We start from the raw sequence: 25,997 nt of genomic DNA on the forward strand, positions 1-25,997 counted from the left end.
GCCCCTACCCCCACCCCTTTCGCATTGCTAATCAGGCGTTTTCGTTACAGGTGGGTGCCCAATGGGCTGGCTTGCGAATTCGGTTGGCTTGTGGTGGGTGGGTGTGTCCACTTTCGAACCAGTGGTGTCCACTTTCCCGCCTCTGGTGTCCAAATGGACAAGAAGGCAAGTGCCTAGCGTGTAGCCCTTCATAATAAGGCAACAAGTTTTCCCTTTGATAAGGGGCCAACGCAAAGAAAGGTAACGGCCACGCGAAAAAACAAACACAATAGCTTGGCATGATTCTTGCTATATAACAGTATAAGCTATAACTAATAGTTAAACTGTACAGTTTCTGCATGTAGCACGTATAACGGTTAAGAGTGTAGGTACCAAGAGGGTAAGAGGTATAACGGTATACAAGCCTACAAGGTAGGAAGGTAGGAGGTTAACTAGTTAAGGTGTTACCTTCTTTAATTAGGGATTAACCAGTAGGCTTGTAGGCTTCTTACCTTGTAGGCTTCTTTAATTAGGGATTAAGGGATTAGCTTGTAGGCTTCTAGAAGCTAGGAGGTTAACCAGTAGGCTTGTAGGCTTCTTTAATTTTTTAATTAGGGATTAACCAGTAGGCTTGTAGGCTTGCAAGCGTGTAGGTGTTAGGCTTCAACGTGAAGGGCCCAAAGAAGCGATCTGCGGGCCGTTCACCTGGTGCCTAGGGGTAAGATGGCCTAGCGGTGCGTTGTGGGGTTTTCCCCATCTTTGGCCATCGTGACGCAGGAGTGGGGGCAAGGGAAAAGAAAGGTTGGGGCCGGGCTCAAGGTTTCCAAAGTTGGGCCGATAATCCAAACCGAGGGGAGAAAAGAAAAGCCTTGCAAAGAATCCGAACCTGTGCTAGACTGGTGGTAAGAAGCTAAAACGAAAAGGGAGAAAACAAAATGTTAACGATAACTGAAGCGCAAGTCTTAGTTGTGACGTGGGCAATGTTCGTGGTGGTAGTGGTCGGGCTGGTTACTCTGATTGCGATGGAGGGATGACATGTCAATCGACCTTATGCAAAACGAAATCGACCGCGAAATGATTGAAGAGGGGACAACGGTGTTTGTCTCCGAAAACTTAGAGGGCGATGCTGTGAGCGCGGCCTTTATCGGGATAGCAAGCGAAGACTTTACAAATGACTCGGATAGAATTGTGGAAATTGTCAATAGCGTGGGCGAATCCGTGGCGGTGTATGCCTTTACCGTCGGGAAAATAAATTAAAACACCCCCCCCCTTGACAAAAATGGGGATGTGTGCTATACTGAAAGTAGGAAAGAGAATCAAAGGGGGAACAAAATGGATATGAAAAGATTCACCATCGACGATCTAAGCAATATCATCGAAGCCGTGATGACGTTCGACAAGATGTCCGACAAAATGAAACACGACGTAGTTCGAGCCGTGGAAAATGCCTGGGTCGGACGTGGTAAGTTTCAAAACAATTAAAGGGAGGCGTCTATGAAATTCCAGATCGTTAGAGTAGATCCGAGGTGTAAGGTGGAGATTGTCGGACGGCTGGCCAACAATGCGGGGGCGGATCTTTTGGAGTGGGTGAAGAACGATACCTTTTCCCCGGCAACACTCTTAAAGAATCACGACCTCCCGGTAGTAGTTTGCAAAGACGGAACGCGGTATTACACACGATAACATGGACCCCTACACGTTGGAACATCTCAGGAAGTGGGCCGTCAGCCACATGGACTATGAGCAGTATGGAGACTTCCTTGATTACGCCATTGCACAATATGATCTAGACAAAGAACGTGCCGAACGGAAGGGTTGGGCGGAATTATACCGGGAGTTTTTATAATGTTTTACTCTTGGGATGGGTTGATGGTGATTGACGGGGAAAGTGTGGAATACCTCGGGAAGACTTTAGACGTGAAGGCTTAAGGAGGTTTTATGAAACTTGACTACGAAAAGGCGGAAGAGTATCAGGCGGATGCGTACCAAGTAGGGAAACGTGATATAGCGTGGTCTATCCTCGGATGGGAGATGGCCAACAATGAAGATACGGAATGGAGCGGATACCAGGAGAGGACGGGGAACCTAGTGGCCGTAATGGTCGGCGATGACCGCCACTTTTCCGTGGATCCCGCCGACGTTAAGGAACTTTCCGCCGATGAGTTTTGTAATGGGTGCGGTCAAGTAGGGTGCGGGCACGGGGTTTAGTTTACCGTCGGAGAAAATAATCCTTGACAAGAAATAGAATCCATGTTATACTGAAAGTGTAGGAGAGAATCAAAGGGGGACACGATGAAAGTAGATACGGCAATACTTCACCAGGGGGAGGTCTTATTCGTTGAGGTCGACGGACAGCACTTTGACGGCAATGACTACCCGTCAACACAACATACAATTCAGGCGATTATTAACTACGTGGAGGAGCAGGCAAAAAGGGGGACACGATGAGCGAAGAGACGAAAGAGCTAGAGGCGGGGGACGTGGACGAATATGGTTACACTCTGATTGAAGAACGTGACGCGCTGGAACGGTACGACGCGTACCTAAACGAGTTTGGAGATGTGATAATCGGCGGTTTGCAATATGGCCAGGCAGAAGCATTAAAGCGGGTTGACCCCATCGCCTATCGATGTGGATTCGATGATTGGGCGGACGCTGAACAGTTGGCCATAATCTAAGGGGATATATGTGCATACTTGAAACAAAAGTATATAAGTTTGCGGAGTTAAGTGAGGAAGCGAAAGAAAAAGCCGTTCAGAAATGGGCGGAACATTACGAATACTCATGGGATGGCGAATTGCGGGATTCCTTAGTGGCGTTTTTCGACCTGTTTGGGGTTAAATGCAAAGACTGGGAGATTGGCTACTCGGGGAGCCGTTCGGATGTTCGCCTGGATGTTCCCTATGACGTGGAGGAATTAAAAGGCGACGCCTTGCGGGGATGGGTCAAAGACTACGTGGGGGGGGGGGAAACTCTTTTCGTAGCCTGTCCCTTGACGGGAATGGGTTTTGACGAAGCACTACTTGACCCAATTAGAAAATTTGTTAAAGGCACGGCGGGGGAGAAGACACTAAAAGAAATTATGGAGGATGGTTTTTACTCCCTCTCTAAGGAAGTGGCGGAAGACTACGAATATCAAGCCTGCGGAGAGGGAGCGCGGGAAAGCCTAGCAGCTAATGAGTATGAGTTTACCGAAAAAGGAGATATGATATGAAACCAAACTACCGGGCGGTATGTGTGCGCGGGTGCTACTCAATAGAACCGCTAGAATCTAAGAAAGACGCGGAATTTAGAGCCTCACAACACAGTAAGCTATACCACCATGATACAACTGTGATAAAAGAGACACCGCCTAAGAAAACGGTCCGCGTTCACGGCAATGTTATCCAGGTCCACCAACAAAACCTAGCAAAGGCGGACCCTAAACAGGCACCGCCGTCGGAGTGGAAACAAGGCTTTCTTGTGGTCCCGGCGGTTGACGTTTTCAAGCTAGACCACGTTAAAACAACGCTGGAATACTTCTACACACAAACGGGGAGGAATTAACCATGAGCGCGTGCGTCTATTGTGGCGGGCAATGCTTAGACCCGCACGATGAGGGGGGCGAGCCTTGCAAGTGGTGCCTTTCCATCGAATGTGTGTGCCCACGGTGCCTTTGTGGTGTGCGGTTGACAAAGGAAGAGGAGCCGGACGATTGTTGTGCCCGGTGTCTGATTAACTCTAAACTAAGTTTCTAGGGGGATCATATGCCACAATTCGCGGCGTGCGGTTTGAAAGCAAACGGAAAGGTTGAGCGGGTCATACTCAGGTCATTCGATGCGGCGCGTGCCTACGCTATAGACTTTAAAAAGAGCGGCTATCTTCTGGCCTACGTTGAGAGTGAAGGGGCGGAAGATCCGAAGGTTTTGTATACGGCCAAGGGGGAATAACATGGTAAAACTTAAAATCAGAGACGAATGGGTAACTTTGGAGGTTGACGGCGTAGCACGGTTTATGAAAAATGTTTCTAGCCCAACGTTTTATAGCGTAACTTTGGGTATAGAAGCATCCGAGCTACTTTGTTTTGCAAACATTGACGTGATTGATGACCGACGAACTACCAAGGGGGAATAAAACCATGTCTAATCTTGTGGTAATACTGATGGTTGTGTTTGGATTCTTTCTAGGGCAGTTGATTGGATACTGGATAATCACAAAAGTAGCTAAATTTTAACATAGGGGGAATAAAATGACAAGCAATGACGCGGACATGAAAGACCTAAGCTATTGGACGTTGAAAGTGGCGGTAAGGGCACTGGTAGGGGAGATCCTGATTCGTCGCACTATGACCTCGGGAGAGGCCATACAAGCGGTTATAGATGGGGTCGATGAAGCGCGGGAAATTGTTTGGGAAGCTAGGGCGAAAGCCAATGCGGGCCACTAGGCGTAAACCGCCCAAGGGAGCGCGGGGGTTTATTTCTAGGGGCCGGGGGCGAGGGGTTTGGACTTCCCTCAAGGATTACTTCGAATGGCGGGACCGCATGTTAAGGGAGGATAAAAATGGGCGTAAATAAAGTGTTGCTGTTTCTAGCCGTCTTCGGTGTGCTCTGTTTCTTCATTGTATGGCTGGCCGTCAAGTGGGGGACACGATGAGTATATACCATATTCGCCGGATAGACTATAAAGGGGAGGATGTAATTGTGGGGGTTACGCATACTAATGGGTTGGCCACCATTATGGACTCCGCCAGGCGTTACGGCGGGGACGTATTTAAGCCAAAATATAATTGGGCCAGCAAAGAGTGGTCCGTGGTAGATAATACAGGAAACGTGTTTCTAGCGGTAAAAATGGACTAGGGGGCTATATGAAACGGGAAGACCTAAATAAAATTCTGGGCACCCACAAGTTATGGGTCGATAACAAAGATGGCGGGGTAATGGCTGACCTCTCTAGGGCTGACCTCTCTGGGGCTAACCTCTCTAGGGCTAACCTCTCTGGGGCTGACCTCTCTAGGGCTGACCTCTCTGGGGCTGACCTCTCTGGGGCTATCCTCTCTAGGGCTAACCTCTCTAGGGCTAACCTCTCTAGGGCTAACCTCTCTGGGGCTACCCTCTCTGGGGCTAACCTCTCTGGGGCTAACCTCTCTAGGGCTAACATCTCTGGGGCTGACCTCTCTGGGGCTAACCTCTCTGGGGCTGACCTCTCTGGGACCGGAGTGGGGGTTATACAAAATCTGGCGGGTTACCATGTATCGGTCGTACATGGAAAGAGCATACGCATTGGGTGCCAGTGCCACACAAAAGAAGAATGGGCAGGGTTTTCTAGTAATGAGATTGAAAGAATGGCGAAAGGGGCAGTGGCCTGGTGGGAGAAAAACAAAGCGGCTGTTTTTGCATTGTATGAGTCTGCTAAACCATAGGGAGCCTGGGCCGTCACGGACAGCGATGGGAACTTGTTTCTAGCGGAAGAACAGATAAACTAAAGGGGGAATATATGGCAAGGCGCATAGTGGACCAAGTGGCGAAAGATATTAGGGACTTCAACGCGACGGGGAAACTCCCCAAAGCGTGGGACCAGAAAGAAGTCTCTGGGGAGTATAGGTACTGGGACTGGGTTCACCGGAAGAACGGCGGCATTGAGCCCGAGCTACTGCGCCTAGATGATATCACGGAAGAGGACGGCCGCCGCCTCTACAAAAGCAACGCCTTCAAACAGAGGGCGACGGAACTTATCCACGAACGTGGGCCGGAATGGTTCACGGTTAGGGAGATGCTGGCCTACTCTCTTTGTTACGTGGATGGCTTGACAGAGCGTGAGGCCGCCGAAAAGATGGGGGTAAGCCAACCGCGCGTGTTCGAATTGAAGGCGGGGATTAAGAAAAAGATAAAGAAATTTCTAGCCGTTACCTTATCAAACGTGTAAAGCATTTACTTGTTATGTAGGCTAGGGGGTGCTATGGGAAAGAAAGTCATTAGCTTTACATCGCAAGTTGTACAGGCCTTTAACATTTTTGACCTCAAGGGACGTGCGATTGTGGGCCTCTTCACGCTGGTTGTGATTGGCCTAAGCATTTGGGCCACACTCACGGGTAACGATCTTCCTAGTGGTGTCCTTACGGCCTACGGAACCGTCATAGCAGGCTTGACAGTCAATAAGACGTTCGAGGCCAAGCCAGTCGCGGCGAAGGGGGTAAAGGCGGAATGTTAAAACAGCGTTTACTTTTAGAGGCGGTTAAAATACTAGGCATATTTGGCATGGGGCTTTACGTGATTCGCTCCTGTCAGCCACCACCCGCGCCGGTGGAAATAGTTTCTAGGGGGTTAAAGCCAAATGAGAAAGAGAAATTCACGGTTAGACCGGGCCGCATCGCGCATCACAAGAAACTGGACGACGGACGTATTGAACGCAAAACCGACTACCGTCCCCCCGAAGCTAAGACTGAGATCGTCGTCGATAACGACGGAGAGGTTCACGTTATATCACGCAGTTGGGGGCCTTGTTTTAGCCCTGGCGTTGGCGGGGCTCTGGCTTCCGGTGGTGTGGTTATTGTGGATGTTAAGCTCTTTTACTACCGACGTTGGGGCCTGGTGGCAGGTGTTCCAGTAACCAAGATCAGCCGGGACTGGGCAGGGCCTTACGCGGCGGTAAGCTACAACGTGTATAAGGGAACAGGGTTGTTTCTAGGCTATGCTCCTCTTGGAGCTAGACCAATCGCTGGCCTTCGGGTCAGTTTCTAGGAGGAAGTCATATGGCTGAACGCGAATTAGTGGGGAAGGGTAGCAAAGAGATGAGCAATACACCGATCATCTCGTATCGAGACGCGAAACCTGGGCAGTTTGTCGGTAAGCTCTTGGCCGTCAAGCGGGACGTGGGCGAGAACCACAAGAACGTCTATACGTTTGCGGCGGTTGACGGAGACCTGCCCACAATGGTGAAGATCGGGAAGGACTTTGTGCCGGTTGACATCGCCGAAGGCGACAAAGTGGAAATCTGGGGATGCACAGTCCTCGATGACCGTCTGGACGGGGCGCAGATCGGCGAGACAGTTCGCATCGTTTACGACGGGCGCGGCAAGAAAGCCCCTGGGCGACAAGCCCCGTATATGTTCTCCGTCTACGTGGTCGAGTAAGGGGGAGCTACCATGGCGATTGCAAAGAAAGAATTAGGAAGTCCGGCGACAAGTGGGGAATCTGTTTCTAGCACGTTGGCTACTCTTCCGCCACGGATAGAGAACTACCAGCCGGGCCTTACGAAGGACCAGAGCATCGCCCGCTCAGTGTCGATCAACAACACGTTCGGGGCTGGGTGGTTCAAAGATACGTGCCAAGTGATGCCACTCGAAGATGCGGTTAAGAAAGCCTTCGAGGTTGCGGGACAGATCGAGGCGTGGCTCACACGCTGAAAAGTTTCTAGGGTTGGCGGACCTATCAAAACCGCCACGCTTTGCCACTTCGCAGTTGTGGCCCCAAGGCGCAGGGTTATGATGCCAGTCAGACACGGTGGGAGGCGTCAACCTCCTTCGCCTCAAACCGTGCACACTTAGCAAACGAGGGGTGATATATGACGTTTCTGAACTTTGTTTCTAGATACCTCGACGGGCTGCCTGACGGGATGAAGGACCAGTTTCTAGAGGACATTGAGGAGCTTATCGCGTTTTCAATTCGGCAGGCGGTTGCCGCCGACCGGAGCCGCCGGATGGAGGTCAGCCAGTGACCGACGACAAGGGGGACAAGATGGAGAGTGAGGGACCGTATAAAGTAGTTCAGCCAGTTGGCATGACACCACTTACCGTTGAGGGGCCGACAGGAAATCACGGACACACGCTACACAACGGAGCCCTTTGCAATGTGCTTAACGCCGCCTACGCCAATGGCCGCAAAGCCGAGCGCGAATGGTGCGCGAAGATTGCGGAGGGCTATTTTCATGCCAGAGGTAGGGTTGTCGCAAAGGCGATCAGAGGGGGACAAGATGAAAAGTGAGATGACCGACGACAATAAGAGTAATGGGCCGTACAAAGAAACCAAGTGGTGGACTGGTAGCGGATCGTCTACTATAGAGGGGCCTGGGTTCGAGTCGCTTCCACAGAAAGTTTTCAAAGATCTTGATATGGGCGTGCTCTTGAATCTAGCATACGCCGAGGGGGTCAAAGCCGAGCGCGAACGGTGCGCTGGAATGGCTAAGTTGAACTGCACTGTTGAAGAAATTGTGGATATGATTATGGGGGGGACAAGATGGGAATGAAGCTAAGCAAAGCGGGGCTTGACTTTCTCAAACGTGAAGAAGGCGTTGTCAAGAAGGTCTACAAAGACCAGGCCGGTCTTCCGACGGCTGGCGTCGGCCACCTCCTCTCCAAAGAGGAAATGAAGTCTCTAGGGCTCAAGATGGGCGACCCCGTTAGTTACGAGCAGGTTGACGCCTGGCTGGCACAGGACGTGGCCCGGTTTGAAGATGCAGTTGGCTGGCCGACGGGTGCGGGGTTCGGACAGTATAGGTTCGATGCCTTGGTCAGCTTTAGTTTCAACGTGGGCGAGGGGGCCTACAAACTCTCGGTGAAGTCTCTGGCCGACCGGGGGCAGTATACAGAAGCGGCGGCGAAGATCAGGTTATATAATAAGGCAACTATTAACGGCGTCAAGCAGGTCTTGCCAGTCTTGGAAGCACGTCGGCGCAGAGAGACAAAATTGCTTCTCCTTGGAGTCTACAAATGAGAGTGATGGCGCACATACCAACTCAGACATACGGGTTCGTCGAGGTCGAAGGAACCGACCAAGAGCTTCCTCGCATCGAGGAGCTTTACAACAAGTATAGCGAAAAGCCCTTGGCGTTTCGTGGTGCGCCCGAACTAGTTTCTAGCGAAGACCCCGGCCAGGTCATCACGACCTTCACCGGTGAGCAGGTGCGCTACTGGCCGAAAGAGCACAAATACCGCACGATGGAAAATAAGAGAATGCTATCCGGCAGTAAGTTCGCCGAGCAGTTTGAGGAGCCCTTCGACAGAGATCGTATCCTGGGGTTCACAGCGAAAAAGCGGGGTAGCACGGTTGAAAAGATTGGCGCGGCTTGGGACATGCGCGGCTTAGTTTCTAGGAACTTTGGCACGGCTATCCACCAGGCAATGGAACTTTGGTTCAAGCATCGCGATGTGGAATATGGTGTGATGAAGCACCCGTTCCTTAAGTCCATGGTGGAGACGTTTCCTCTCAAGGACGAGGACATTAAGTCGGAGGTAATGGTCAGCGATGTGAAGCGCCTATTAGTTGGTCAGATAGATGGCCTACAGGTCACCGGCGAGATGAGAGGCCGGGTGCTGGATTTCAAAAGTGACGCAGAGGTCTCTAAGAACTTGGAGCGCCACAGTTTCCAGCTCTCGTTCTATGCGTCCATCCTCGAAGCGTTTGGGTGGACCATCGAAGGTCTGGACATCTGGAACTACACGGTCGGGTGGAAGAGATACGAGCTTGAACGGAAAGAGGTTAAAATCTAAGGGGGCCTTATGGCGGTAGAGTTTCTTCCATCTCATGTCCGCCTAACGTACCGCGCGCTCAGGCATAAAGGTTTTTCAACGCTAGTTCATGCTCAGGACATGGCTACGGCTCAGGTTGCTGACAGGAGGCTCGTCAATGGAGAAGAAGAGTTTGTCAAGTGGGCCCAAACGTGGAACGGAAGAGCGAATTGTTTTGTCGGTCGCAATCCCCGAGTCAATGGGGACATTTCTACCCTGGCCGGTATTACGGCCTTCACTACGGACGTGGACCCGATCAGACCTAAAGGGACAGCCGCATCTTTGGATCAGCTTGCCCAAGCGGTCAGAGTTGGTAAGGATATTTCTAGAGCCTACCCAGGAGGGTCGGTCTTTGAATCCGGTAACGGTTGCCAGCTCCTTCACACATGGCCTCTCTTTATACCGGAGTCTCTCCCGGCTTTTCGAGAGCAGTGCCGAGCCTACAAAGACGAAATAGTCCGACGCTTCACAGTAGCTGGGATGGAGATCGACCACATTTACGAGCCTGAGCGGTTGGTCAAGATCCCTGGTACGTTGAGCACCAAAGGCGACCGTGCCCTCTGGCGCGTGGCCCGGTTCCTCGATGATGAGGACACGTTCAAAGACGGCTCTAGCGTCCTTCGCGCCATTTTGTCGCAAGGTGTGTCGCAAGCCCCTTTGGTGGCGCCTACCGCCGAAGAGCTTGGCGTCAAGAGCAAGAGTGAGGCACAGTTCGCTATGGCCACGTTTCTCAAGGCCAAGGGCTACAAGGCCGAACAGGCCTTGGCTACTTTGCGCAACTCGCCCTACGGTAAGGCGAACCGCGACGACGACAACGTGCGTATTGTCCAGAAGGTCTTCTCTGGCCGGGCCACGGTGACAAACGGGCGGGTCGAGGAAAAGCAAGTTCAAGTCTACACCCTACAGGGGGCAATGGATGAGTATAAACGGAGAAAAGCTGAACGCGCTAACCAAACAGTTCCAGAACTGCCTCTGGGATTTCGAGCATTGGACCAGATGCTATGGGGGCTACGACGAGGGAACATACTTACGATTGGGGCTCGCACGGGAGTTGGAAAAACGGCTCTTGCGCTTAACGTGGCAAGTAGTGTCGGACGAGTTGGCAAGCGAGTTCTCTTCTTCTCAACTGAGATGCCAGTTGGGGAAATCGTCGATAGAATCGTCACAATACAAGGCGGTCACGATGCAGACCTTGCTCCTCTCGACATCCGAGTCTGTGATGAGTCTGCGCCGAATGTTGAATCAGTCAAAATTGCTTGCGAGCAGCACAAGCCCGACCTTGTTGTCTTCGACTACGTTCAACACACAGGAGATTCAACAGGCGACAATAGATATCGCGAGCTTTCTTTGTTCATCCGGGGCTTTCACGATGTGGTCCGAGAGTTTGATTGCGCCGGAGTGCTGCTTAGCCAACTTAACCGGGTTGCGGAGAGTGAGCCGCCCACGCTGACTAGTTTGAGTGAGTGCGGAGTTTTAGAGAATGAAAGCAGCGCAGTCATCCTTATGCACCGGTTGATGGATAACCCCGATGCCAAGGAAGTTCCGCTCATGCTGAACGTGGCCAAGAATCGTCACGGAGCACGAGGGACGTGCACGTTGCTGTTTAAGCCTGAGGAGATGAAGTTCATTGAGCAGCTCTAGGGGGTAGGCCTATGAACGTATTAGCTCGCAAAGTCGTCCAACACGCTTGCAGCAATATCCGCACCCTTATGCGCGATGCCGTCTTGCAGAAAGACGACATACTACAGTTCAGCTTCTGTGGGTCGTATACGTTCACGAAACGGGGCGGTGTGAAGTTTACGCCGGTCGAGCCCGAAGAGGATGTGCCGAAAGAGCCAGTTAAGAATCCAGTGGGGTTTAGACTATGAAAATTGCCTGCGATATTGACAATGTGCTCTACGATTGGGATGCCACGGCTAGGCACATGCTCCGCCGCTACCTGTCGGAGATGGAGAAACCGGCCATCCCCGGCCTGCTTGAGCCGTCGCGTTACTGGAGCGCTATTCGCGATATAGTTGGCAACGAAGCGTGGGACTGGCTTTGGAGCCACGGGGTAGAGCAGGGACTGTTCCGCAACGGCCACATAATCAAAGGGGCGTTGGACAGCCTGCGCCTGCTTGCTAAGCGCCATGAGGTTATCCTGGTTACGTCGCGACCTAAGAACGCCGTTATGGACACGCTGGAGTGGGTCAGCTTCATGTTGAGGGGCGTTGACATCAGTGGGGTTCACGTTCTCCACCAGGGGCAGAAGAAGACCACGATTCCCTGGGATGTGCTGATTGACGACGGGTTACACAATATCAAGGACGCGCTCGATGCCAAGCGCCAGGCTTTGCTGTTCGCGCAGCCTTGGAATAGTGACTGGCTTGCTGCCCTTGGGGGTTATCCGATCACGAAAGTCGCTGGCTGGGGCGAAGTCTTGGAGATCCTTTAATATGGAATTCTTATTGTAGGCTGGAGGAACTATGGAAGGCAAAAAGAACGACCAGGACAAGCCAATGATGGCCCTGCTACCACAAGAGGCCCTTATAGAAGTAGCGAAGGTTTTAACTTTTGGGGCAGAGCGCTACGGCTCGTGGAATTGGGCGAAGGGTCTAAAATACTCACGGCTACTGTCAGCAGTTTACCGTCACTTGGCCGAGGTGCAGCAGAAAACAGACATTGATCCTGAGACAGGCTTGCAGCACACAGCACACGCAATATGTGGCTTGCTGTTCTTGCTCACTTATCAGCTACGGGGATTAGGGGAGGATGACCGGTATGATCGCTACGTGCCACAAAGATAGGCCAGCGAGTTACTTAGGGTTATGCCGACCGTGTTATGAGAGACGGCTACGGGCAACCAACCCAGCTTACGCAGAGCGCCAACGAGCTAATCAGCGGGCTTGGGCTGCACGTAACCCTGAGCGGATTCGTGCCAACACAGAACGGCGAAAAGCTAAGCTGCGCCAGGATCCGATGCTGCGCCGCAATGTTTACCTGTGGAAGCAGTATGGCATAGCACACGACGTTTACTTGGAAATGCTTGAAAAGCAAGGGGGCGGATGTGCTATCTGCGGTCGAGCGCCCGGCAAGTTCCGCCACCACGTCGACCACTGCCACAAAACTGGCCGTGTTCGGGGGATTCTGTGTCATCAGTGTAACTGGTATATAGGCAAGGTCGAAAGAGGCGACGGGCTGCTAGAGAAAATAGCGGCTTACCTTAAGCGGGGCGAGGACGACCGATACAAAATCTAGGGGGCAACGTGGAAAACTGGGGACCGGCTAGTGCGCTTGGCTATCAGTTGGTTATTGACGGACCGCTCCCGAGCATAGGGACACTGATCGCAGATGTAGAGACCGACGAGTGCGACATTGCCAACTTCGTGGGCATTGCGATTATCGAGCTTGGTGGCCTGACCGTTCGGTATTTCAGCGCCTTAAGCCCTGAGCTCAAAGAAGTCCTTAATAGGTCAAGGTTCATTGGCCACAATGTTAAGGCCGACCTACACTGGCTCAACCAGTGGGGTTGTAAGATAAGTTCGGCAGACATTACTGGTGACACGATGATCGCCGAGTATTGCCGCGACACGACAGGGGGTTCGTATGGCCTTAAAGATCTTGCGAAAAAGCACCTCGGGTGGGAATGGACGAAATACAAAGACCTCGTTGGTAAAGGGAAAAAGAAAGTCACGCTCGACAAGCAGCCAGTTGAAGTGGTCGCCCGATACTGCGGCACCGACTGTGCTGCAACAGCAGAGCTTAGCAAACGACGCCTGGACCCAGTGGCCCGACGAATCTACGAGCAGCTCGAAATGCCAGTCTACCGAGCATTGTTTCAGATGGAGTCCACGGGCGCGACGTTGGACGTGCCTTACTTGCAAGAACTCGATAAAGAGTTCATCGACCGGCGAGATACTGCGCTACAGTCAGTTCGCGAGCTCGTTGGCAAAGCCGACTTTAATCCGGCGAGTCCTGTGCAAGTTAAAAAAGATCTTTTCACGAAGCTAGGGATCAGAGCCGACAAGACAGACGTGGCAACCCTTAAGGCCTACGTTGACAAACCGGCTATCAAGGCCCTCCTAGACTACAGGGAGTTCTCAAAGCTGGCGTCCACGTATACGGGGCCTCTGCTTAGTGGGCCAACGCCAGGCAAGGTGTTTGCACGGTTCAATCAGGTGTCATACGACTCGGGCAGTGAGGGCTCACGCGGAATTAGAACTGGCCGCCTAAGTTCGAGCGACCCAAACTTGCAGAACATACCCGCCAGGACCGACACAGGTAAAAAAGTTCGTGAAGCGTTTATCGCTTCGCCCGGTAACCTACTTGTCGTGGCCGACTATAGCCAGATCGAGCTTAGGGTGCTGGCCCACTACTCTGGTGAAAAAGCATTTCTAGACGCCTTCCACGCTGGACGAGATGTCCACGCAGAGACGGCGGCAATGATGTTTGGCGGGGCCTCGTTTTGGACCGAGGAAGAGCAGGCTAAGAATAGGAAGATCGCCAAGACGATCAACTTCGGTCTTCTCTACGGGTGTGGTCCGAAGAAGCTGGCCTACCTGACCGGCGAGACAGTGGAACGTGCAAAAGAGCTGCTGGACAGCTACTGGAAGAACTTGCCGGGCATCCAGCGGTGGATATCATCGGTTAAGGCCCAAGCATATGTTCGCAACGGCACGAAGACGCTTATGGGTCGCTTTATCCCTCTGGCAGGGTTAAAGTCGTCTGACATGATGGAGCGCTGGGGTGCTGAGCGGCAGGCAGTCAACTACACGATTCAGGGCAGCGCAGCAGAGATTATGAAGCTGGCTCTGATTCGTCTGCATGAGCGTGGGCTTAAGCTGATCGCTACGGTGCACGACGAGTTCATTGTCGATACGCCTGTTGAGAGCGCCAAGTTGACACTGGCGTCAGTTAAGGGCATTATGGAGAACGTGGTGAGGCTTAAGGTGCCCCTGCTAGTCGAGGCACACACAGGTAAAAACTGGGCGGAGGCTAAATAACAATGCACACCTGCAATTACAAGATTGTCTTGTCGAATATGGTGAAGCGGTTCGGCGACATCTCCGACCTGTTTCGCAAAGAGCTTGCTTCCGTTCCCTGGCACCGGCCAATCTACCGGATCCGCGTAGAGTCGGCAATTGTGCTGATCGACGCTATGCACCAGGAAGGGATCAAAATCGTGAAGCTGCTCAGTGGCGTGGACCACGACGGCCCAAGGCCGCAAGGGGGAGCAAATGCCTAGAGTGTTCGTTCTACAAGCGTTCCTGTTCGCCGGGCTTCGGAGGCTTAGCCGGTTCTATCCGGTCAAGAACGAGGCCCTACGGCTGGCCCGCAAGTGTCCTGGGCAGTATGAGTGTGCGGCCTGTAAAAAACTGTTTAAGGTCAACGAGGTCAAGGTAGACCACATCGACCCGGTGATCGACCCTAAGACAGGGTTTACTGACTGGAACACATACATCGCCAGGCTCTTCTGCCCGCTTAGCAACTTGCAGTGCCTGTGCGACGCGTGCCACTCAGCGAAGACGAAGGCGGAAGTCACGGTTCGTAAGGCTACACGAGATGCGAAGAAAGCAGCAGCCAAGGAGGCCACCCATGAAGGCTAGCGACGGAGAACGGTTGGTTGTCAAGACAAGTGGTGAGGTTCGGTTGCTGGCGATTGGGGATATTCACGCTCCTTTCACCGACGTGAAGAAGCTGACGAGTGCTATTGCCCTGGTGAAGGATTTTTCTCCTACGCACATCTGGCAATGCGGCGATGGATATGATATGTACTCGTTCTCTCGCTTCCCTAAGTCGGTTGACTTGATTACTCCTAAACAGGAGCTTGCTGAGGGTAAGGCTCTTCTCGCGGATATGTGGGAAAAGTTTCAGAAGGCTGCCCCTAAGGCGAAGTGCTACCAGAGCCGTGGAAACCATTCGGCCCGAGTAGTGAAGAAAATGCTGGCCAATGCCCCAGAGTTTGAGTCACTCCTCGAAGGGCCAATCAGTGCCCTTACGGAATTCAAAGGTGTTACCGACATGAAGTCTCACCGGTCGGAAATCGACCTAAATGGGACGCTCTTAATTCACGGCTGGTCAACTCGTCCAGGCTTCCACCGGGATTATTTCAGCCAGAACGTGGTGTGTGGCCACACGCATAAAGGCGGCGTGGATTACAAAGCACATAAAGGCCTTCCGCTGTGGGAACTTAACTGCGGATTCCTGGCGGACATAAATGCCTTGCCCCTGCAGTATGGCGAGTCGAAGACTAATTCGTGGATCGCTGGTGTTGGGCTTGTGGACAAGCTGGGGCCGCGCTTCGTTGCCTTATGATCCACGTTCCATCTACGAAGGTTTGTCGGACGTGTAGACGGGAAAAAATACTTGAGGAGTTTCACGTAAAACGTGACTGCTTGTTGGGTGTCGCCCCTCACTGTGCTATATGTGAGAATGCAAGTAAACTCCCGCTTGGGCTCTATTGCCCAGTGGGCATAGGGAGGACGTTATGGGATACATGCAGTACGCTGACCAGCAGCCGTTCCACATAGTCAAGCGCGACCACGATGACGGCTACGATCTCATGGGGCCGAACCGTAATTCGTGGCGCTGGTCTAGGAACTACGGTGAGCTTATGGATTACGCCGCCAAGTTCAATATGGTATACGAGCTGGGTTACTTTCACGGGCTACATACAAAGGAGGGCGGAAATGAGTAATGAGGATTGCGGCATGTATTTTTCAGTTGACAGTCATGGTAACATAAAGCGCCACGTTACATGGAAGCAGTTAGAGTTACCTCTGGGCGCACCTTACGCTCCGGCTGGGAGGACGGTCGTAATTAGGCCGTATGATGAGGCCGATGACATCGTGACAGACTTGGACGACACGGACAGCGAGATGGAAGCTGTAGTTAGAGACTAGGAGGAACTATGCCGAAATCAGCGTTACCGAAGCACCTACAGAATAGGCTACATGAGGACTTCCCTTGGCCGTTTAGCTTTATCCCCAGAGCTTGGACAGCGTTCGATTGGGGAACTCCGACAAAGATAAAGGGGACGCAGCGCCCCTACGGTGGTGTCATGAAGCCCATTGGGCCGAAAGGAACGTGGCAGCTGTCTAAGTTTCTAGACGGTCCTTGGTTTGCCTACTACTTCGCGTTCACGACTAAGGGCGGAACGCACTGGCGCATCGGGGCTCGGTACGACGACGTAGACAGCTACGTCCAGATGCCATCTGTAGCAGTTAAGCGAAATGTCCGCTAGTTCAGAGTATTTCGCGAAGAACCGGGAGAGGCTCAACAGGGAGCGACGCTTACATTACTATGCCAACCACGAGGAAGGAAAAGCCGCTGCCCGAAGATACAGATTGAAGCATCCAGAACGGGCAAAGGCGTGTCAGCGAGCATCCCAGCAGAAGCCTAAGGGGAAGTTCCACATTTACAGGCGTAATGCCTTTGTGCGTGGCTTAGAGTTCTCTATGACACTCGAGGACTTTATGGCCTATTGGCAGAAGCCTTGTTTCTACTGCGAGGACGCTATTCCTACAGTAGGCCTAGACAGGGTTGACAACGCTGTCGGCTACGTGGTAGGAAACGTAGTTCCCTGCTGCAGGTCATGTAATATATGGAAGCTGGCAAAAACACAGGAGGACTTTGTGACAAAAGCGTGTAAGATTGCTGATACAGCTCGTAAGCGGGGCATAAAATGAGCGAGGTTATTCTCAAGTTCGTGCTGCCCGAGGAGCAGGTGGAGGCGGACGTGGCCCGCAAAGCGTATGCGTACTACGAGGCCATAGAAGACTGGACGCAGTTCTTAAGGGGGAAATGTAAATATGAGGAAACTCAAGACACTACTTGGGAAGACGTTAGAGAAGCGTGGGCCAAGCACCTTAGCGAAAGTGGCATCAACGATTAAGGTACTGATTAAGGCGTTCGGCAAGCTGGCCGCTGTTATCGCGGTGGCAGCCGCTGTATCCTACGCATCGTTCAGGATAGGGTTTCTAGCGGGGCGCACCGCAGCCGTGGCCGATAAGTATATCGAGCAAGTAACCCTACAGGCCGTGGAGTATGGATACGATCAAGGTGTTCAGCGCGGATACTCATTACGATTGAACAAGGGGGCATAGATGAACGAATACGATCACGTTAAGATAGAAATCTGCAGCGTGTCTCAGCGCCTCGATAAGGTCAATGCCGTCATCCCGTTGACCTGGTGGATTGGGGCTCCTGATCCCGTAACGGAGAACGCCGTGTGCATGAGAGAGCAGGTGGTGGCCGAACTTATGATGGTAGGAGGCTTGCTATGAAAGTAAACTTGGCAGGCACGGCAGGCGTCGTGATTATGCTCGCCTTGCTGGCAGTTAAACTGGCGTTCTGGGTCGGCCTCTTCTACGTCGCCCAGCACTTCGTAATTAAATTCTGGTAAGGAGTCACTATGAGCACATTCATGAAGTTCACAGAGCTTTACACGAATAGACCTATTCTATTAAGCATCGGCGCAATCGTGACCCTGGCCCCGGTCATGCAAGACGACAAGGTGCTTGGAACACGAGTTGGACTTGGCATGAATTATGACCTAGATGTGAAAGAGCCCATCGATGCGTTCTTCCAGCAGCCACCCCAGCAAGAGCGGCCGGACAGCGGCCAACCAGCTTAAACAAAAAGCCCCAAGTCAGATTCCCAGAAGTTCTGGGTTTCCGGCTTGGGGCTTTCTGCGTCTCACGGTAGCGCTCCGGTGAGACTATATGATGTTTACCGATGCAGTATACCAGCTACGACTTCTTTTGCAATAACCGCACCTATGAGGGAGTAGATGCCAAGTACGGCGAGCTTTAACCACCTCATCCCTTCCATTGCTTCCGCCACCATGATGGATAGCTTCTCCATTTTGTCTTCGAGGCGGCCACACAGTTGATGACATGCCTTAGGGGTCACTGAGGCCATGGCACTACTCTTTCATGAGATCTGCTTGGGTTTTCCGCAGATCTTCATTGTGCTTCTGGATAGGCCCGGCGTTTTTAATATGCCGAATAAACCACCCAGCTATTCCGCCCTTCGGCGTCAGCGCCTCTGGTATTTCGTCCTTCTCTTCTGACATCTCCGGTTCGGCGGTCTCTGTCTCGGTGCTCTTGCTGACTTCAAAGGCCCCGTCTTGTTCGTGGCTTGCTTTGATTTGCGCCAGGGCTTCGTCCAAGGACATCTCAGTTTTCGGCTCTGGTGCTTTGCCCATCTTTTTATCGGTTAGCTTACTTTTGAGGTCCACTGGAGTTTCTCCTTTTCTCGGCCAGCACTTCGGCCAAGCTGCGCCGGGCTACAGAACTTCCCACTATACGTGCTGGTTGCTTCGATACCACTTCGCCTGTCTTTACTAGGCCCTGGCCTAACTTGTAGCCTGCCAGCCGTCCTGATGGCCCTGCGGCAGCTTCTAAGGCCCCTGCGGTGACCCCTGAGGGCACTTCGCGTAGGGCTAGGGCTGCGGCAGCCTTCTTGCCTGCTTGATAGGAACGCCCTGCTTCTAGCGTGGCAAGTGCCTTCTTCACGTCGTACAGTGACCCGGTTTCTTTAAGACCGCCCTGGCCCGCTTGTTTGAGCAGCTCTTGGGCTTTCCCAGGTGATTTGAGGTTGTTGTAGAGAACTGCGTAGGCGTCGGCGACTTCGGAGTAATGCTTTTCAGCCTCACGTAGTTCTTTAACCCCTGGCAACGGGATGGTTTCGATTTCGCTCAGAACCTGGGCACGAAACTTCTTTAACGCTGCTGTGTCTACTGTGGCTGCTTTCGTGGCCCCGCCTTCAAACTGACCGGCTTTGCTGTAGGCAATGAGCTTGTCGAGGTCGTTCTTGAGGGCGTCCAACGATTGGAGCTTAGTGGCTGGTGCCATCTGGGCGCTCGATTGCAGCCTGCTGGCCACACTGTTGGACAGCTCTGCTACCGTCTGGTCGTTCTGCTGGAGAAAGTCGTCCATAGCCGTTTCCAGCTTATCTGGCAGGTTTAGCGCTTTACGTGCGTTTCCTACCCCCATCGTGGCCTTTCCACGACTCTTCTCTGCCGTCTTAATCAGGTTGGCCGCTTTCTTTTGCAGCTGGGCTGCTGTTCCGGCTCCCGCCCGCAGTTCAGCCGATGAGCCCTTAGCGGCCATCGTTTCCAAGGCCCCCTCGGGCACCCCCGCGCGTGCGCCACTACGGAGAGCACCACCAGCCCCACGTAGAAGGACACCAATCGTTTCCGTGGCTGCTGACCCGAGAACACCGCCCAGCGCCCCAGCTCCCGCGCCTTTGGCAGTCTCAATAACGTCTCCACCTGACCGGGCCGCTGCGTCAGACCCGCCCATTACCGCGCCTTCAATCGTGCTACGGCCAAGGCTATACGCAAGACCGGCGGCTTTAGGCGCCTTCAAGAACGCTCCACCCGCTGCCAGGCCGGCAATCTCGCCAGCTACCTGTCCACCAGCAGCACCTGCACGTTCGCCTACCGGGGCTTGGTAATCAGGGGCAAAGGCTTCTTTGGCCTTGTCCATGCTGCCGGTTTGAATCCCAACTCCCGCCGCCCGGCCAACCCGGCCCGGCATTGCGAAGGTCTCCCCAATTGAGCTAAGTGTCGCCTTGCCGTAGTCGCCCATTGTAGGTGCTTCGGCTTCGGCAGCATCGCGCATTTCGACCGACTCCAGGTAGTCCAACTCCTCTGGCTTAAGATCTTTGAGATCTTTCGAGTTGACCATCTCGTAGAAGTCGAGCTCCCGAGGAGATAATTTTGAAAGGTTCATACTATTTACCTCCTTTGGCCGCTCTGCGTGCTTTCTCTGCGCGAATCTGCTCTAAACGTGAAGACTGTTGACTTGTTTGTGGAGCTGGTTGGTTTCTGACCGGGGGCGTCCACGATACGGGAGCCAGGATGTCATCATTCAGCATCCCCTTGGACAAGCGTTTCTTTTCAGCAAGAATCGTGCCCCACAGCTTAATGGCACGTCCGAGCCTGGCTTCAAAGTCCACAGCGCTGGTGTTCTTATCAGGCAGCTCACCAACAACACGGCTTGCTTCACCGTCAGTTACGGCACCACCAGACCGTGCCTTCATAATAGCGTTGCGGAAGGCGTCCAAGCCAGCGTAAAACTCACCTTTTTCAGGCGTGGAGTTGATACCCACTCGCTGCCCAGCCTGGCTCAACGATCCCATTCCAACCGGGCCTACGTAGTCTGGATTGTAGAGCCTCGTCACGCTATCCAAGGCGCTGTTGATGTCCTGGTAGAGGTCGAAGTTTTTAGACACGTTGGCCTGGACTTGGCGCTCGGGGCCGGTCAGCGTCGCGTAGAGCTGCGATTCACGTTGAAGATCGCGGCGCATACGGTTGAGGGCCTTGTCCTGGGTCATCGCGTCTGGCGAGTTGAGGATGGCCTGGCCGTTCATCGGCGGTAGTCCCATCCGACGGCGCACACCATTGGCTTCGTCGATCTCAGCTTTCAAGTCCTCTTGTGACAGCATCGGCTGCGTCTTTTTAGGCGTGTTCTGCTTAACAAAGAGCTCGGCCACAGCCGGGGTAAGCTCACGTTGTGGTTCGACGTTAGTAAGCCCCAGCTCGCTGCCTTTAACGAGCCCGGCTTCTTGGATACGCTGGGCCAGAGCAGCCTTACGCTTTTCAAGCTCAGCCGCCTGGCTTTGGGCTACCCCTGCCTGCCCCGCGTCAATCGCGTTAGCCGTGCGGTCTCCCCCGCCACGAAGGGCGGCAATCGTTTGCTCTAAGCTGATTGGTTGGATATTGTAGGCCATTGGGTCTACCTCAGGTTAAGGTTGCTGGTTCGAATACGGTTTTGATCCCACACAGGGAGTTGGCCGTTGGAGGATAGGTTGCGTGTTTGGTAGCTGGAGGACGCAGCCGGTTGGCTGGATCCACTATACCGCCCAGCGACTGAGCCAATCAACCCAGTCAGTGAAGATTGGAGCTGGTTGGAGTTGGCATTTGCAGCGGACTGGCTGGCCAGATCATAAGTGTTCTGGCCTTGGAGGGCGCCCACGATTCCTTCCGAGCGGTTGGCCTCGATGTCCATAAGGGCCGTGGCTTCGTCAATCAGATCTTGACGACCAGACGCAAAGACCTTGTTAATCGTTTCTTTGTTCATCCCAGTAGCGGCGATTAATGCATTCTCGTTCATGCTGTTGGCCGTTTCAAGCGCACGTTGGCGGGCTTGGAGGTCCATAGTCTGAATTTCCCGTTGGCCTTGACCGATCTGCTGGGCGAGCGAGTTGGCCAATCCAGCTTGGGCCGCACCCGCCGCACCGTTACGCATTTGCCCGCTGGCCGCCAGACCTTCACGCAGTTGGCGTTGGAGCTCTGGTTGCTGGCTGAGCACGTTCTGCTTAAGCGTGTCGCTGAGGCTGCGGTTTAGCCCCTCAGACGCTGTGGCTTGGTCTTGAATATACTCCCCAGCAGCTGCCTTCATTTTAGCCTGGTAGTCATCGGATAGGCCGCGCATGTCCGTGCCGTATTGCGCGGTCATCGGAGCCAGGCCGGTCCGTTGATTGGCCGCAATCTCGTTCTGCCGATTTGCTGAGCTATTGATCTCGTTCCTAATGGCCGTCATGTCTGGGCCTTTCTGTTTCTTTTTACCTAGAAGCCCACCAGCCAATCCACCTACAACGCCACCGGCCACGGCACCCCAAGGCCCAGCCGCCATTCCAGCCGTTGCCCCACTTGCCGCCCCACCCGCTGCACCACTTCCGTCAAAAGCCATAATGTTCTCCTAGGACAACTGGACTGATTTCCAGCCAGTTGAAAACTTCACGTAGAGTTTGTAAGTCGTGCCGTCGAAAACCGGAAACACGTCGCCGATTGATCCTTCTGTTGCTGCCGGAGCTGTGGTCCTCACGTCGTGCCCATGCCCAATCTGGAAAATCTCTTCCAGATTTTGCTGGATATTTACTGTGAAGTCCGTCAGCTCCGGCGCCGGAGGCGACAAAGGCCTCGGAACTAGTCTAGCCATCGATCAGTTCTCCTCTGTCCCTGACGTATGCGTCTACGTGGATCTCTTGAATCGACGCTTGCTTCTCAGTTTCTTCGGTGATCTTCAACATCAGTGTTTTGCCAGTGAACCCGGTCGGCGTAGACCAATCAGGCACGAGGCGTTTCGACGTAATACCCGTTCCGCCGTCGTCTGGAACCTGCCAGACTGTCAAGCCCTTTGCGTCAACCAGAGGTGTGAAGGTTTGGCCCTGATCGGCAGAGACGAAGGCCCGGTAAGTTGCGCCGGTATTTCCAACCACCAGGTATGCTTGGCGGAGGATCTTAGCTTTTGTCACGTCCTCGAAGTCGAAGGCTTTGGTTCGCACGTCCAGCTTGACGACTTCGTTGATGCCGCCCAGGAGCTTCTTAATCTTGCCGTCTACTGCGTCGCCGTAGTAGGGGTCTTGGAAGAAGAAACCAAACGTCACTGCATTTAGATCCCGGTGAATCCGCCAGTTGCCGTTGGGATCGAGAACCAACATTAAGTTGTTGGTCGGATTGTTATACTCGGCCAAGCAAGCATAGTAGGTTCGGAAGTAGAACAAGCTGGCTGCTCGGGTAGAGGCCACGAGTTTGATGAACCAGTTCGTAGTTAAAGACTGCACAACCGGCACTTTACCAGCCTCAGACGTAAATGAGACTCTATACTGGACCCACGGATTAAGGGGCACAGTATTTGGGAACGAGCCGGGCGTTACAACTACGTAAGAAGCTGCCCCGAGCCCACCAGACGTTGCCGCTGACTTCATTTCGTAGCTAAGCGTTCCACCGTTCAGGTCTGAGCTGACTTGTAGAACGTCCCATCCTTCGGGCGCAGCACCCAGGTCAATGGCCCGACTTTCCCATACGGGGGCGAGCTTGTAGCTGAACGTCAGAGAACTCACGTATGATGCGCTGTCCCATCCAGTGGCCGAAACAAGATGGTATTTGAATTTGATATACCGCTTCACGAGGGCACTACCGATGCTACCGTAAGCTGTATACGTGATGTCGTCATCACTGGTTGCGACGGTTAGGGTAGCTTGTCCTCCAATAGCGACGCTTTTTACTTCGGCCGGGGTGTCATAAGATGTTACGTCAGCTGAGCAGTCAATCGCCGGGCTTTCCCACGTAACGTCTGTGGGTGGCCTAAAGTAGAACCACGGCAACTGAGCAGGGTAGCGGTCGTCGTTTGTCTGTAGGGTTCCTTTAATCCTCCAATAGCGCTTTGTCAGCGCGAACGTGTATCCTTGTGTCTGGGTGGGATTCACTACCGGGGTTGAAGCAACCAGCCCAGTTATCATGTCATCCGAGTCTGCCTGTTCAACGAAAATGCTTCCGGACTTGTCGTAAACCCCTCCCCACGCCATAGGATTTGTTCCAACATTTTGGATAGTCACAGCCTGCGCTTGTGGAAGTATCCCTGTATCGATGATCTGACTCGTAAATGTTCCGGCGGAGGCAACGGCGTTTTCCTCAAACGTGAACGCTGCGGCAGAATTTGCAATAGGTGACGAGTTACCCAGGAGGCACGTTCCCCAGGGACCGCCCACAGACGGGTTGGAACTTCCTTTTACATCGTAGCCGCCCGACCACTGTGCTGAGGCGGTAGGTATATGGAGTATCTGGTTGACGTTAGAGTCAATATTAAACACAATCCACGATTTACCAGCAGGCATCGGGAGTGAAAGACTGCTTACAGAGATTGACGTAATAGAGTTAAACGGGAACGGCCCAACGCTATACTGACTCGTCGTAGCTAATTGCGCAGCGGGGACTCCCAAAGCATCCGAAAATACTCTGATTGTGAACTCTACTGGGTTGTGTTCGTTGTAGAATCCTATCTGCGGGATGGAAAAGCCTGTAAGGTTTCCCGATCGCGCTAGATTAACGGGGTAGGCCAGCCGCCTAGGAAGAGCGCCGTTTACGAAAACATACTGTGTGTTGAAATCCGTGCTTATCCCGGTCGATGGGTGGGACTCTCCAGTGAACCCAATGTGTGCGGGGGTCTGGATGTCAAAGTTTCCGTTAATCCCTTCCAACCCGCTCAGTGTGCACGTAGACGCCTTGACGTCGGTTTGAATCGCCGACGCCAGCTTATTCTGTAGGCTGGGCAAACGGGTGACGACCGCGCCTGCGGCAGAGAAAGTCTCCCACTCAGCCTGGGTATCGAGCGAGGCCAGAGGGTTGTTGGTAGGCACACCATTGAGCAGCTGCCCACGAGTCGTCAGGGACCCGGGAATAATGTCAGTGTCGATACCAGTCGAGCTCGTTCCAGCCTGGAAGTCGCTCTGGGTAGACTGGGAGTTAGAGCCTTTGACTTGGTTTGCCTGTTGAAGGTTAAAGCGCACCTGGTCTTCGATATCGTCCGAGATATAGTCAACCGTGGATCCGTTGAACCGATAGAACCCCTTGGCCGAGAGCCAGATCAGGGTAGGCACGCCGTTGATTGTGGAGACTTGAATCGTGCGATTATCCACGCATCCGATGGAGCCGGGCACTTCGGAGTAGCGGAACGTGTCGGCTGTGGTGCCAAAGATTTGCCCAAAGCTATTTCGATTAAAGACAACCACCCGGTCGTTGTAAACTGCCAACCCAGTGATCGGGTCGGAAGGGTTACAGAGGATGGTGTTGGTGGAAAGAACGATGTCCGGCAGGCTGGCTTCGGAGAAGTCGAGCTCAGATGGGTCGCCAGCAATTCCAGCCATCCACATGCGGTCTTTGTGTTGAACGATCAGGCTAAAGTCGCGTGGAGGGTTGTTGTCAGCCGGGATCACGACCGTCCCAATCGAGGCCGTGTCCGTAAAGGTCGTAGCGGTGTTGTTATCCACAGTTCCGACCAGGCGCCAAACGCCGTCGGTGTCGTCGCGGTAGATCTTGCGAGCCGTGACGCCGTAGCCGCCAACAGGAATAGCCGTAAGGGCCACAGACGTATGAGTAGCGTCCGTGGTCACGGCTGGGGTGGAAGCAGGGCTCCCGTTGCTTTCTTCAAAATCGTAGTAGAGAAACGTGACTTTATACGTGTGGGCGCCAGCGGGAACCTGGTTCGCCGTAGAATCAACCACCAGGGCAGTCGTAGGTGCAGCAGAAGGCACCGCAAGGCCCATAGCCTTCGTTTTAGGCACAACAACAGGATCGACGCCACCAGTGAGGGTAGCGCCGCTAATGACCATCGTGCCAGTGTTTCCGCCACCAAGGGCAAGCGTTTGGGCGTTGCCGAGCACACCCACGAGCGTGGATGTGATGGAGACAGTGGTGCCGTTTTCAGTGGAGTTGAGACCGGCGACAGCCTCGACTAGCGCCTCTAATTCGGCAATGTTCGTGAACTCGTTGGCCGCCGGAGCCGCCGCCACATAGGTGAAGGTGGTGCCGTTGACAATAACAGTGTCGTTGGCAACGGGCACACCGAAGGTGATAAAGCCAGTGGCCTTAACCTCGGCTCCCACCCCACCATAAATCTGTGTGCGGTCGTAGACCTGGGGTTCGTCGATACCGTTGCCGAAATATACGCGGTCGGAGTAGGCGGCAAACTCCATATTCCCAATCGCGGAGTAGCCAGAGGTTACACTATTAAACGTGCCGGAGCCCGAACTGTACTGTAAGGTTCCG

At 53.4% G+C, this 25,997-nt stretch carries 35 protein-coding genes; 29 read left to right on the forward strand and 6 right to left on the reverse strand.

All coding sequences use genetic code 11. The features are described from left to right. The first annotated feature begins 1,014 nt into the window (after nucleotides 1-1,014). From IPL32_19260 to IPL32_19400, 29 genes are all read left to right on the forward strand, one after another. On the forward strand, nucleotides 1,015-1,236 hold the full coding sequence (locus tag IPL32_19260) for a hypothetical protein (protein MBK8467958.1): 222 nt from the start codon (nucleotides 1,015-1,017) through the stop codon (nucleotides 1,234-1,236). 81 nt (nucleotides 1,237-1,317) lie between these two features. After that, on the forward strand, nucleotides 1,318-1,461 hold the full coding sequence (locus IPL32_19265; GenBank protein MBK8467959.1) for a hypothetical protein: 144 nt from the start codon (nucleotides 1,318-1,320) through the stop codon (nucleotides 1,459-1,461). 456 nt (nucleotides 1,462-1,917) lie between these two features. Next, nucleotides 1,918-2,187, forward strand: a complete 270-nt coding sequence (locus IPL32_19270) for a hypothetical protein (GenBank protein MBK8467960.1) — start codon at nucleotides 1,918-1,920, stop codon at nucleotides 2,185-2,187. Between the two features lie 236 nt (nucleotides 2,188-2,423). After that, complete coding sequence (locus IPL32_19275; GenBank protein MBK8467961.1) at nucleotides 2,424-2,657, forward strand: hypothetical protein; 234 nt, start codon at nucleotides 2,424-2,426, stop codon at nucleotides 2,655-2,657. Between the two features lie 8 nt (nucleotides 2,658-2,665). Next, nucleotides 2,666-3,193, forward strand: a complete 528-nt coding sequence (locus IPL32_19280) for a hypothetical protein (protein MBK8467962.1) — start codon at nucleotides 2,666-2,668, stop codon at nucleotides 3,191-3,193. 1,629 nt (nucleotides 3,194-4,822) lie between these two features. Next, nucleotides 4,823-5,377, forward strand: a complete 555-nt coding sequence (locus tag IPL32_19285; protein ID MBK8467963.1) for a pentapeptide repeat-containing protein — start codon at nucleotides 4,823-4,825, stop codon at nucleotides 5,375-5,377. Nucleotides 5,378-5,451: 74 nt separating this feature from the next. Beyond that, nucleotides 5,452-5,880 (forward strand): hypothetical protein, encoded by a 429-nt coding sequence (locus tag IPL32_19290; protein MBK8467964.1) that lies wholly within the window; start codon nucleotides 5,452-5,454, stop codon nucleotides 5,878-5,880. A 33-nt stretch (nucleotides 5,881-5,913) separates the two neighbouring features. After that, nucleotides 5,914-6,165 (forward strand): hypothetical protein, encoded by a 252-nt coding sequence (locus IPL32_19295; protein ID MBK8467965.1) that lies wholly within the window; start codon nucleotides 5,914-5,916, stop codon nucleotides 6,163-6,165. Nucleotides 6,166-6,212: 47 nt separating this feature from the next. Continuing rightward, nucleotides 6,213-6,695 (forward strand): hypothetical protein, encoded by a 483-nt coding sequence (locus IPL32_19300; GenBank protein MBK8467966.1) that lies wholly within the window; start codon nucleotides 6,213-6,215, stop codon nucleotides 6,693-6,695. An 11-nt stretch (nucleotides 6,696-6,706) separates the two neighbouring features. Next, the gene (locus IPL32_19305) at nucleotides 6,707-7,087 is read left to right on the forward strand and encodes a hypothetical protein (GenBank protein MBK8467967.1); all 381 of its coding nucleotides are present in this window, start codon (nucleotides 6,707-6,709) and stop codon (nucleotides 7,085-7,087) included. 12 nt (nucleotides 7,088-7,099) lie between these two features. Then, nucleotides 7,100-7,360, forward strand: coding sequence for a hypothetical protein (locus IPL32_19310; GenBank protein MBK8467968.1), 261 nt, complete (start codon nucleotides 7,100-7,102; stop codon nucleotides 7,358-7,360). 158 nt (nucleotides 7,361-7,518) lie between these two features. Then, nucleotides 7,519-7,671 carry a hypothetical protein gene (locus tag IPL32_19315; GenBank protein ID MBK8467969.1) on the forward strand — a complete coding sequence of 51 codons (153 nt, stop codon included), beginning with the start codon at nucleotides 7,519-7,521 and terminating at the stop codon, nucleotides 7,669-7,671. Next, nucleotides 7,668-7,937, forward strand: coding sequence for a hypothetical protein (locus IPL32_19320; protein ID MBK8467970.1), 270 nt, complete (start codon nucleotides 7,668-7,670; stop codon nucleotides 7,935-7,937). The genes IPL32_19315 and IPL32_19320 overlap by 4 nt, the downstream gene beginning before the upstream one ends. A 1-nt stretch (nucleotide 7,938) precedes the next feature. Beyond that, entirely contained in the window at nucleotides 7,939-8,199 is a 261-nt protein-coding gene (locus IPL32_19325; protein MBK8467971.1) for a hypothetical protein, read from the forward strand. Beyond that, nucleotides 8,196-8,666 (forward strand): lysozyme, encoded by a 471-nt coding sequence (locus tag IPL32_19330; protein MBK8467972.1) that lies wholly within the window; start codon nucleotides 8,196-8,198, stop codon nucleotides 8,664-8,666. The genes IPL32_19325 and IPL32_19330 overlap by 4 nt, the downstream gene beginning before the upstream one ends. Beyond that, a complete protein-coding gene (locus IPL32_19335) occupies nucleotides 8,663-9,442 on the forward strand; it encodes a hypothetical protein (GenBank protein MBK8467973.1) in 780 nt (259 codons plus the stop codon). Before IPL32_19330 ends, IPL32_19335 begins: the two co-directional genes overlap by 4 nt. 498 nt (nucleotides 9,443-9,940) lie before the next feature. Then, nucleotides 9,941-11,101 carry an AAA family ATPase gene (locus tag IPL32_19340; GenBank protein ID MBK8467974.1) on the forward strand — a complete coding sequence of 387 codons (1,161 nt, stop codon included), beginning with the start codon at nucleotides 9,941-9,943 and terminating at the stop codon, nucleotides 11,099-11,101. An 11-nt stretch (nucleotides 11,102-11,112) separates the two neighbouring features. Continuing rightward, complete coding sequence (locus IPL32_19345) at nucleotides 11,113-11,328, forward strand: hypothetical protein (protein MBK8467975.1); 216 nt, start codon at nucleotides 11,113-11,115, stop codon at nucleotides 11,326-11,328. Continuing rightward, nucleotides 11,325-11,894, forward strand: a complete 570-nt coding sequence (locus IPL32_19350) for a hypothetical protein (protein MBK8467976.1) — start codon at nucleotides 11,325-11,327, stop codon at nucleotides 11,892-11,894. The genes IPL32_19345 and IPL32_19350 overlap by 4 nt, the downstream gene beginning before the upstream one ends. A 31-nt stretch (nucleotides 11,895-11,925) precedes the next feature. Continuing rightward, nucleotides 11,926-12,246, forward strand: coding sequence for a hypothetical protein (locus tag IPL32_19355; GenBank protein MBK8467977.1), 321 nt, complete (start codon nucleotides 11,926-11,928; stop codon nucleotides 12,244-12,246). Further along, complete coding sequence (locus IPL32_19360) at nucleotides 12,212-12,697, forward strand: hypothetical protein (protein MBK8467978.1); 486 nt, start codon at nucleotides 12,212-12,214, stop codon at nucleotides 12,695-12,697. Before IPL32_19355 ends, IPL32_19360 begins: the two co-directional genes overlap by 35 nt. 8 nt (nucleotides 12,698-12,705) lie before the next feature. After that, nucleotides 12,706-14,442 carry a hypothetical protein gene (locus IPL32_19365; GenBank protein MBK8467979.1) on the forward strand — a complete coding sequence of 579 codons (1,737 nt, stop codon included), beginning with the start codon at nucleotides 12,706-12,708 and terminating at the stop codon, nucleotides 14,440-14,442. Between the two features lie 2 nt (nucleotides 14,443-14,444). Next, nucleotides 14,445-14,684, forward strand: coding sequence for a hypothetical protein (locus IPL32_19370; protein MBK8467980.1), 240 nt, complete (start codon nucleotides 14,445-14,447; stop codon nucleotides 14,682-14,684). A gap of 1 nt (nucleotide 14,685) precedes the next feature. Beyond that, complete coding sequence (locus tag IPL32_19375) at nucleotides 14,686-15,045, forward strand: HNH endonuclease (GenBank protein MBK8467981.1); 360 nt, start codon at nucleotides 14,686-14,688, stop codon at nucleotides 15,043-15,045. Continuing rightward, a complete protein-coding gene (locus tag IPL32_19380; GenBank protein ID MBK8467982.1) occupies nucleotides 15,035-15,754 on the forward strand; it encodes a metallophosphoesterase family protein in 720 nt (239 codons plus the stop codon). Before IPL32_19375 ends, IPL32_19380 begins: the two co-directional genes overlap by 11 nt. Before the next feature lie 172 nt (nucleotides 15,755-15,926). Continuing rightward, complete coding sequence (locus IPL32_19385; protein ID MBK8467983.1) at nucleotides 15,927-16,136, forward strand: hypothetical protein; 210 nt, start codon at nucleotides 15,927-15,929, stop codon at nucleotides 16,134-16,136. 213 nt (nucleotides 16,137-16,349) lie between these two features. After that, a complete protein-coding gene (locus IPL32_19390) occupies nucleotides 16,350-16,682 on the forward strand; it encodes a hypothetical protein (GenBank protein ID MBK8467984.1) in 333 nt (110 codons plus the stop codon). Between the two features lie 568 nt (nucleotides 16,683-17,250). Next, nucleotides 17,251-17,544 carry a hypothetical protein gene (locus IPL32_19395; protein MBK8467985.1) on the forward strand — a complete coding sequence of 98 codons (294 nt, stop codon included), beginning with the start codon at nucleotides 17,251-17,253 and terminating at the stop codon, nucleotides 17,542-17,544. Between the two features lie 308 nt (nucleotides 17,545-17,852). Then, on the forward strand, nucleotides 17,853-18,074 hold the full coding sequence (locus IPL32_19400; GenBank protein ID MBK8467986.1) for a hypothetical protein: 222 nt from the start codon (nucleotides 17,853-17,855) through the stop codon (nucleotides 18,072-18,074). Nucleotides 18,075-18,365: 291 nt separating this feature from the next. Here IPL32_19400 and IPL32_19405 read toward each other — a convergent pair whose 3' ends face one another. The 6 genes from IPL32_19405 to IPL32_19430 are packed head-to-tail and all read right to left on the reverse strand — an operon-like array spanning nucleotide 18,366 to nucleotide 25,834. Then, the gene (locus IPL32_19405) at nucleotides 18,366-18,680 is read right to left on the reverse strand and encodes a hypothetical protein (GenBank protein ID MBK8467987.1); all 315 of its coding nucleotides are present in this window, start codon (nucleotides 18,678-18,680) and stop codon (nucleotides 18,366-18,368) included. Next, nucleotides 18,664-20,178: a hypothetical protein gene (locus IPL32_19410; protein ID MBK8467988.1), complete on the reverse strand. Its 1,515-nt coding sequence runs from the start codon at nucleotides 20,176-20,178 to the stop codon at nucleotides 18,664-18,666. The genes IPL32_19405 and IPL32_19410 overlap by 17 nt, the downstream gene beginning before the upstream one ends. Before the next feature lies 1 nt (nucleotide 20,179). Beyond that, a complete protein-coding gene (locus IPL32_19415) occupies nucleotides 20,180-21,178 on the reverse strand; it encodes a hypothetical protein (protein ID MBK8467989.1) in 999 nt (332 codons plus the stop codon). Nucleotides 21,179-21,183: 5 nt separating this feature from the next. Further along, a complete protein-coding gene (locus IPL32_19420) occupies nucleotides 21,184-22,140 on the reverse strand; it encodes a hypothetical protein (protein MBK8467990.1) in 957 nt (318 codons plus the stop codon). 9 nt (nucleotides 22,141-22,149) lie between these two features. Continuing rightward, on the reverse strand, nucleotides 22,150-22,389 hold the full coding sequence (locus IPL32_19425) for a hypothetical protein (protein ID MBK8467991.1): 240 nt from the start codon (nucleotides 22,387-22,389) through the stop codon (nucleotides 22,150-22,152). Then, nucleotides 22,382-25,834, reverse strand: coding sequence for a hypothetical protein (locus IPL32_19430; GenBank protein MBK8467992.1), 3,453 nt, complete (start codon nucleotides 25,832-25,834; stop codon nucleotides 22,382-22,384). Before IPL32_19430 ends, IPL32_19425 begins: the two co-directional genes overlap by 8 nt. Nucleotides 25,835-25,997 lie beyond the last annotated feature (163 nt).

This window comes from Chloracidobacterium sp. (genome assembly GCA_016711345.1).
Lineage (GTDB): Bacteria > Acidobacteriota > Blastocatellia > Pyrinomonadales > Pyrinomonadaceae > OLB17.

Excerpts from the sequence above, each read along its gene's own strand:
- IPL32_19355 (MBK8467977.1), top strand. The coding sequence starts at position 11,926 with ATGGAAGGCAAAAAGAACGACCAGGACAAGCCAATGATGGCCCTGCTA.
- IPL32_19370 (MBK8467980.1), top strand. The coding sequence starts at position 14,445 with ATGCACACCTGCAATTACAAGATTGTCTTGTCGAATATGGTGAAGCGG.
- IPL32_19340 (MBK8467974.1), top strand. The coding sequence starts at position 9,941 with ATGGAGATCGACCACATTTACGAGCCTGAGCGGTTGGTCAAGATCCCT.
- IPL32_19400 (MBK8467986.1), top strand. The coding sequence starts at position 17,853 with ATGAGCACATTCATGAAGTTCACAGAGCTTTACACGAATAGACCTATT.
- IPL32_19295 (MBK8467965.1), top strand. The coding sequence starts at position 5,914 with ATGGGAAAGAAAGTCATTAGCTTTACATCGCAAGTTGTACAGGCCTTT.
- IPL32_19275 (MBK8467961.1), top strand. The coding sequence starts at position 2,424 with ATGAGCGAAGAGACGAAAGAGCTAGAGGCGGGGGACGTGGACGAATAT.
- IPL32_19385 (MBK8467983.1), top strand. The coding sequence starts at position 15,927 with ATGGGATACATGCAGTACGCTGACCAGCAGCCGTTCCACATAGTCAAG.
- IPL32_19395 (MBK8467985.1), top strand. The coding sequence starts at position 17,251 with ATGAGGAAACTCAAGACACTACTTGGGAAGACGTTAGAGAAGCGTGGG.
- IPL32_19305 (MBK8467967.1), top strand. The coding sequence starts at position 6,707 with ATGGCTGAACGCGAATTAGTGGGGAAGGGTAGCAAAGAGATGAGCAAT.
- IPL32_19285 (MBK8467963.1), top strand. The coding sequence starts at position 4,823 with ATGAAACGGGAAGACCTAAATAAAATTCTGGGCACCCACAAGTTATGG.
- IPL32_19270 (MBK8467960.1), top strand. The coding sequence starts at position 1,918 with ATGAAACTTGACTACGAAAAGGCGGAAGAGTATCAGGCGGATGCGTAC.
- IPL32_19280 (MBK8467962.1), top strand. The coding sequence starts at position 2,666 with ATGTGCATACTTGAAACAAAAGTATATAAGTTTGCGGAGTTAAGTGAG.
- IPL32_19415 (MBK8467989.1), bottom strand. The coding sequence starts at position 21,178 with ATGGCCTACAATATCCAACCAATCAGCTTAGAGCAAACGATTGCCGCC.
- IPL32_19330 (MBK8467972.1), top strand. The coding sequence starts at position 8,196 with ATGAAGCTAAGCAAAGCGGGGCTTGACTTTCTCAAACGTGAAGAAGGC.
- IPL32_19265 (MBK8467959.1), top strand. The coding sequence starts at position 1,318 with ATGAAAAGATTCACCATCGACGATCTAAGCAATATCATCGAAGCCGTG.
- IPL32_19300 (MBK8467966.1), top strand. The coding sequence starts at position 6,213 with ATGGGGCTTTACGTGATTCGCTCCTGTCAGCCACCACCCGCGCCGGTG.
- IPL32_19290 (MBK8467964.1), top strand. The coding sequence starts at position 5,452 with ATGGCAAGGCGCATAGTGGACCAAGTGGCGAAAGATATTAGGGACTTC.
- IPL32_19310 (MBK8467968.1), top strand. The coding sequence starts at position 7,100 with ATGGCGATTGCAAAGAAAGAATTAGGAAGTCCGGCGACAAGTGGGGAA.
- IPL32_19335 (MBK8467973.1), top strand. The coding sequence starts at position 8,663 with ATGAGAGTGATGGCGCACATACCAACTCAGACATACGGGTTCGTCGAG.
- IPL32_19345 (MBK8467975.1), top strand. The coding sequence starts at position 11,113 with ATGAACGTATTAGCTCGCAAAGTCGTCCAACACGCTTGCAGCAATATC.
- IPL32_19380 (MBK8467982.1), top strand. The coding sequence starts at position 15,035 with ATGAAGGCTAGCGACGGAGAACGGTTGGTTGTCAAGACAAGTGGTGAG.
- IPL32_19325 (MBK8467971.1), top strand. The coding sequence starts at position 7,939 with ATGACCGACGACAATAAGAGTAATGGGCCGTACAAAGAAACCAAGTGG.
- IPL32_19350 (MBK8467976.1), top strand. The coding sequence starts at position 11,325 with ATGAAAATTGCCTGCGATATTGACAATGTGCTCTACGATTGGGATGCC.
- IPL32_19425 (MBK8467991.1), bottom strand. The coding sequence starts at position 22,389 with ATGGCTAGACTAGTTCCGAGGCCTTTGTCGCCTCCGGCGCCGGAGCTG.
- IPL32_19410 (MBK8467988.1), bottom strand. The coding sequence starts at position 20,178 with ATGAACCTTTCAAAATTATCTCCTCGGGAGCTCGACTTCTACGAGATG.
- IPL32_19315 (MBK8467969.1), top strand. The coding sequence starts at position 7,519 with ATGACGTTTCTGAACTTTGTTTCTAGATACCTCGACGGGCTGCCTGAC.
- IPL32_19420 (MBK8467990.1), bottom strand. The coding sequence starts at position 22,140 with ATGGCTTTTGACGGAAGTGGTGCAGCGGGTGGGGCGGCAAGTGGGGCA.
- IPL32_19390 (MBK8467984.1), top strand. The coding sequence starts at position 16,350 with ATGCCGAAATCAGCGTTACCGAAGCACCTACAGAATAGGCTACATGAG.
- IPL32_19260 (MBK8467958.1), top strand. The coding sequence starts at position 1,015 with ATGTCAATCGACCTTATGCAAAACGAAATCGACCGCGAAATGATTGAA.
- IPL32_19360 (MBK8467978.1), top strand. The coding sequence starts at position 12,212 with ATGACCGGTATGATCGCTACGTGCCACAAAGATAGGCCAGCGAGTTAC.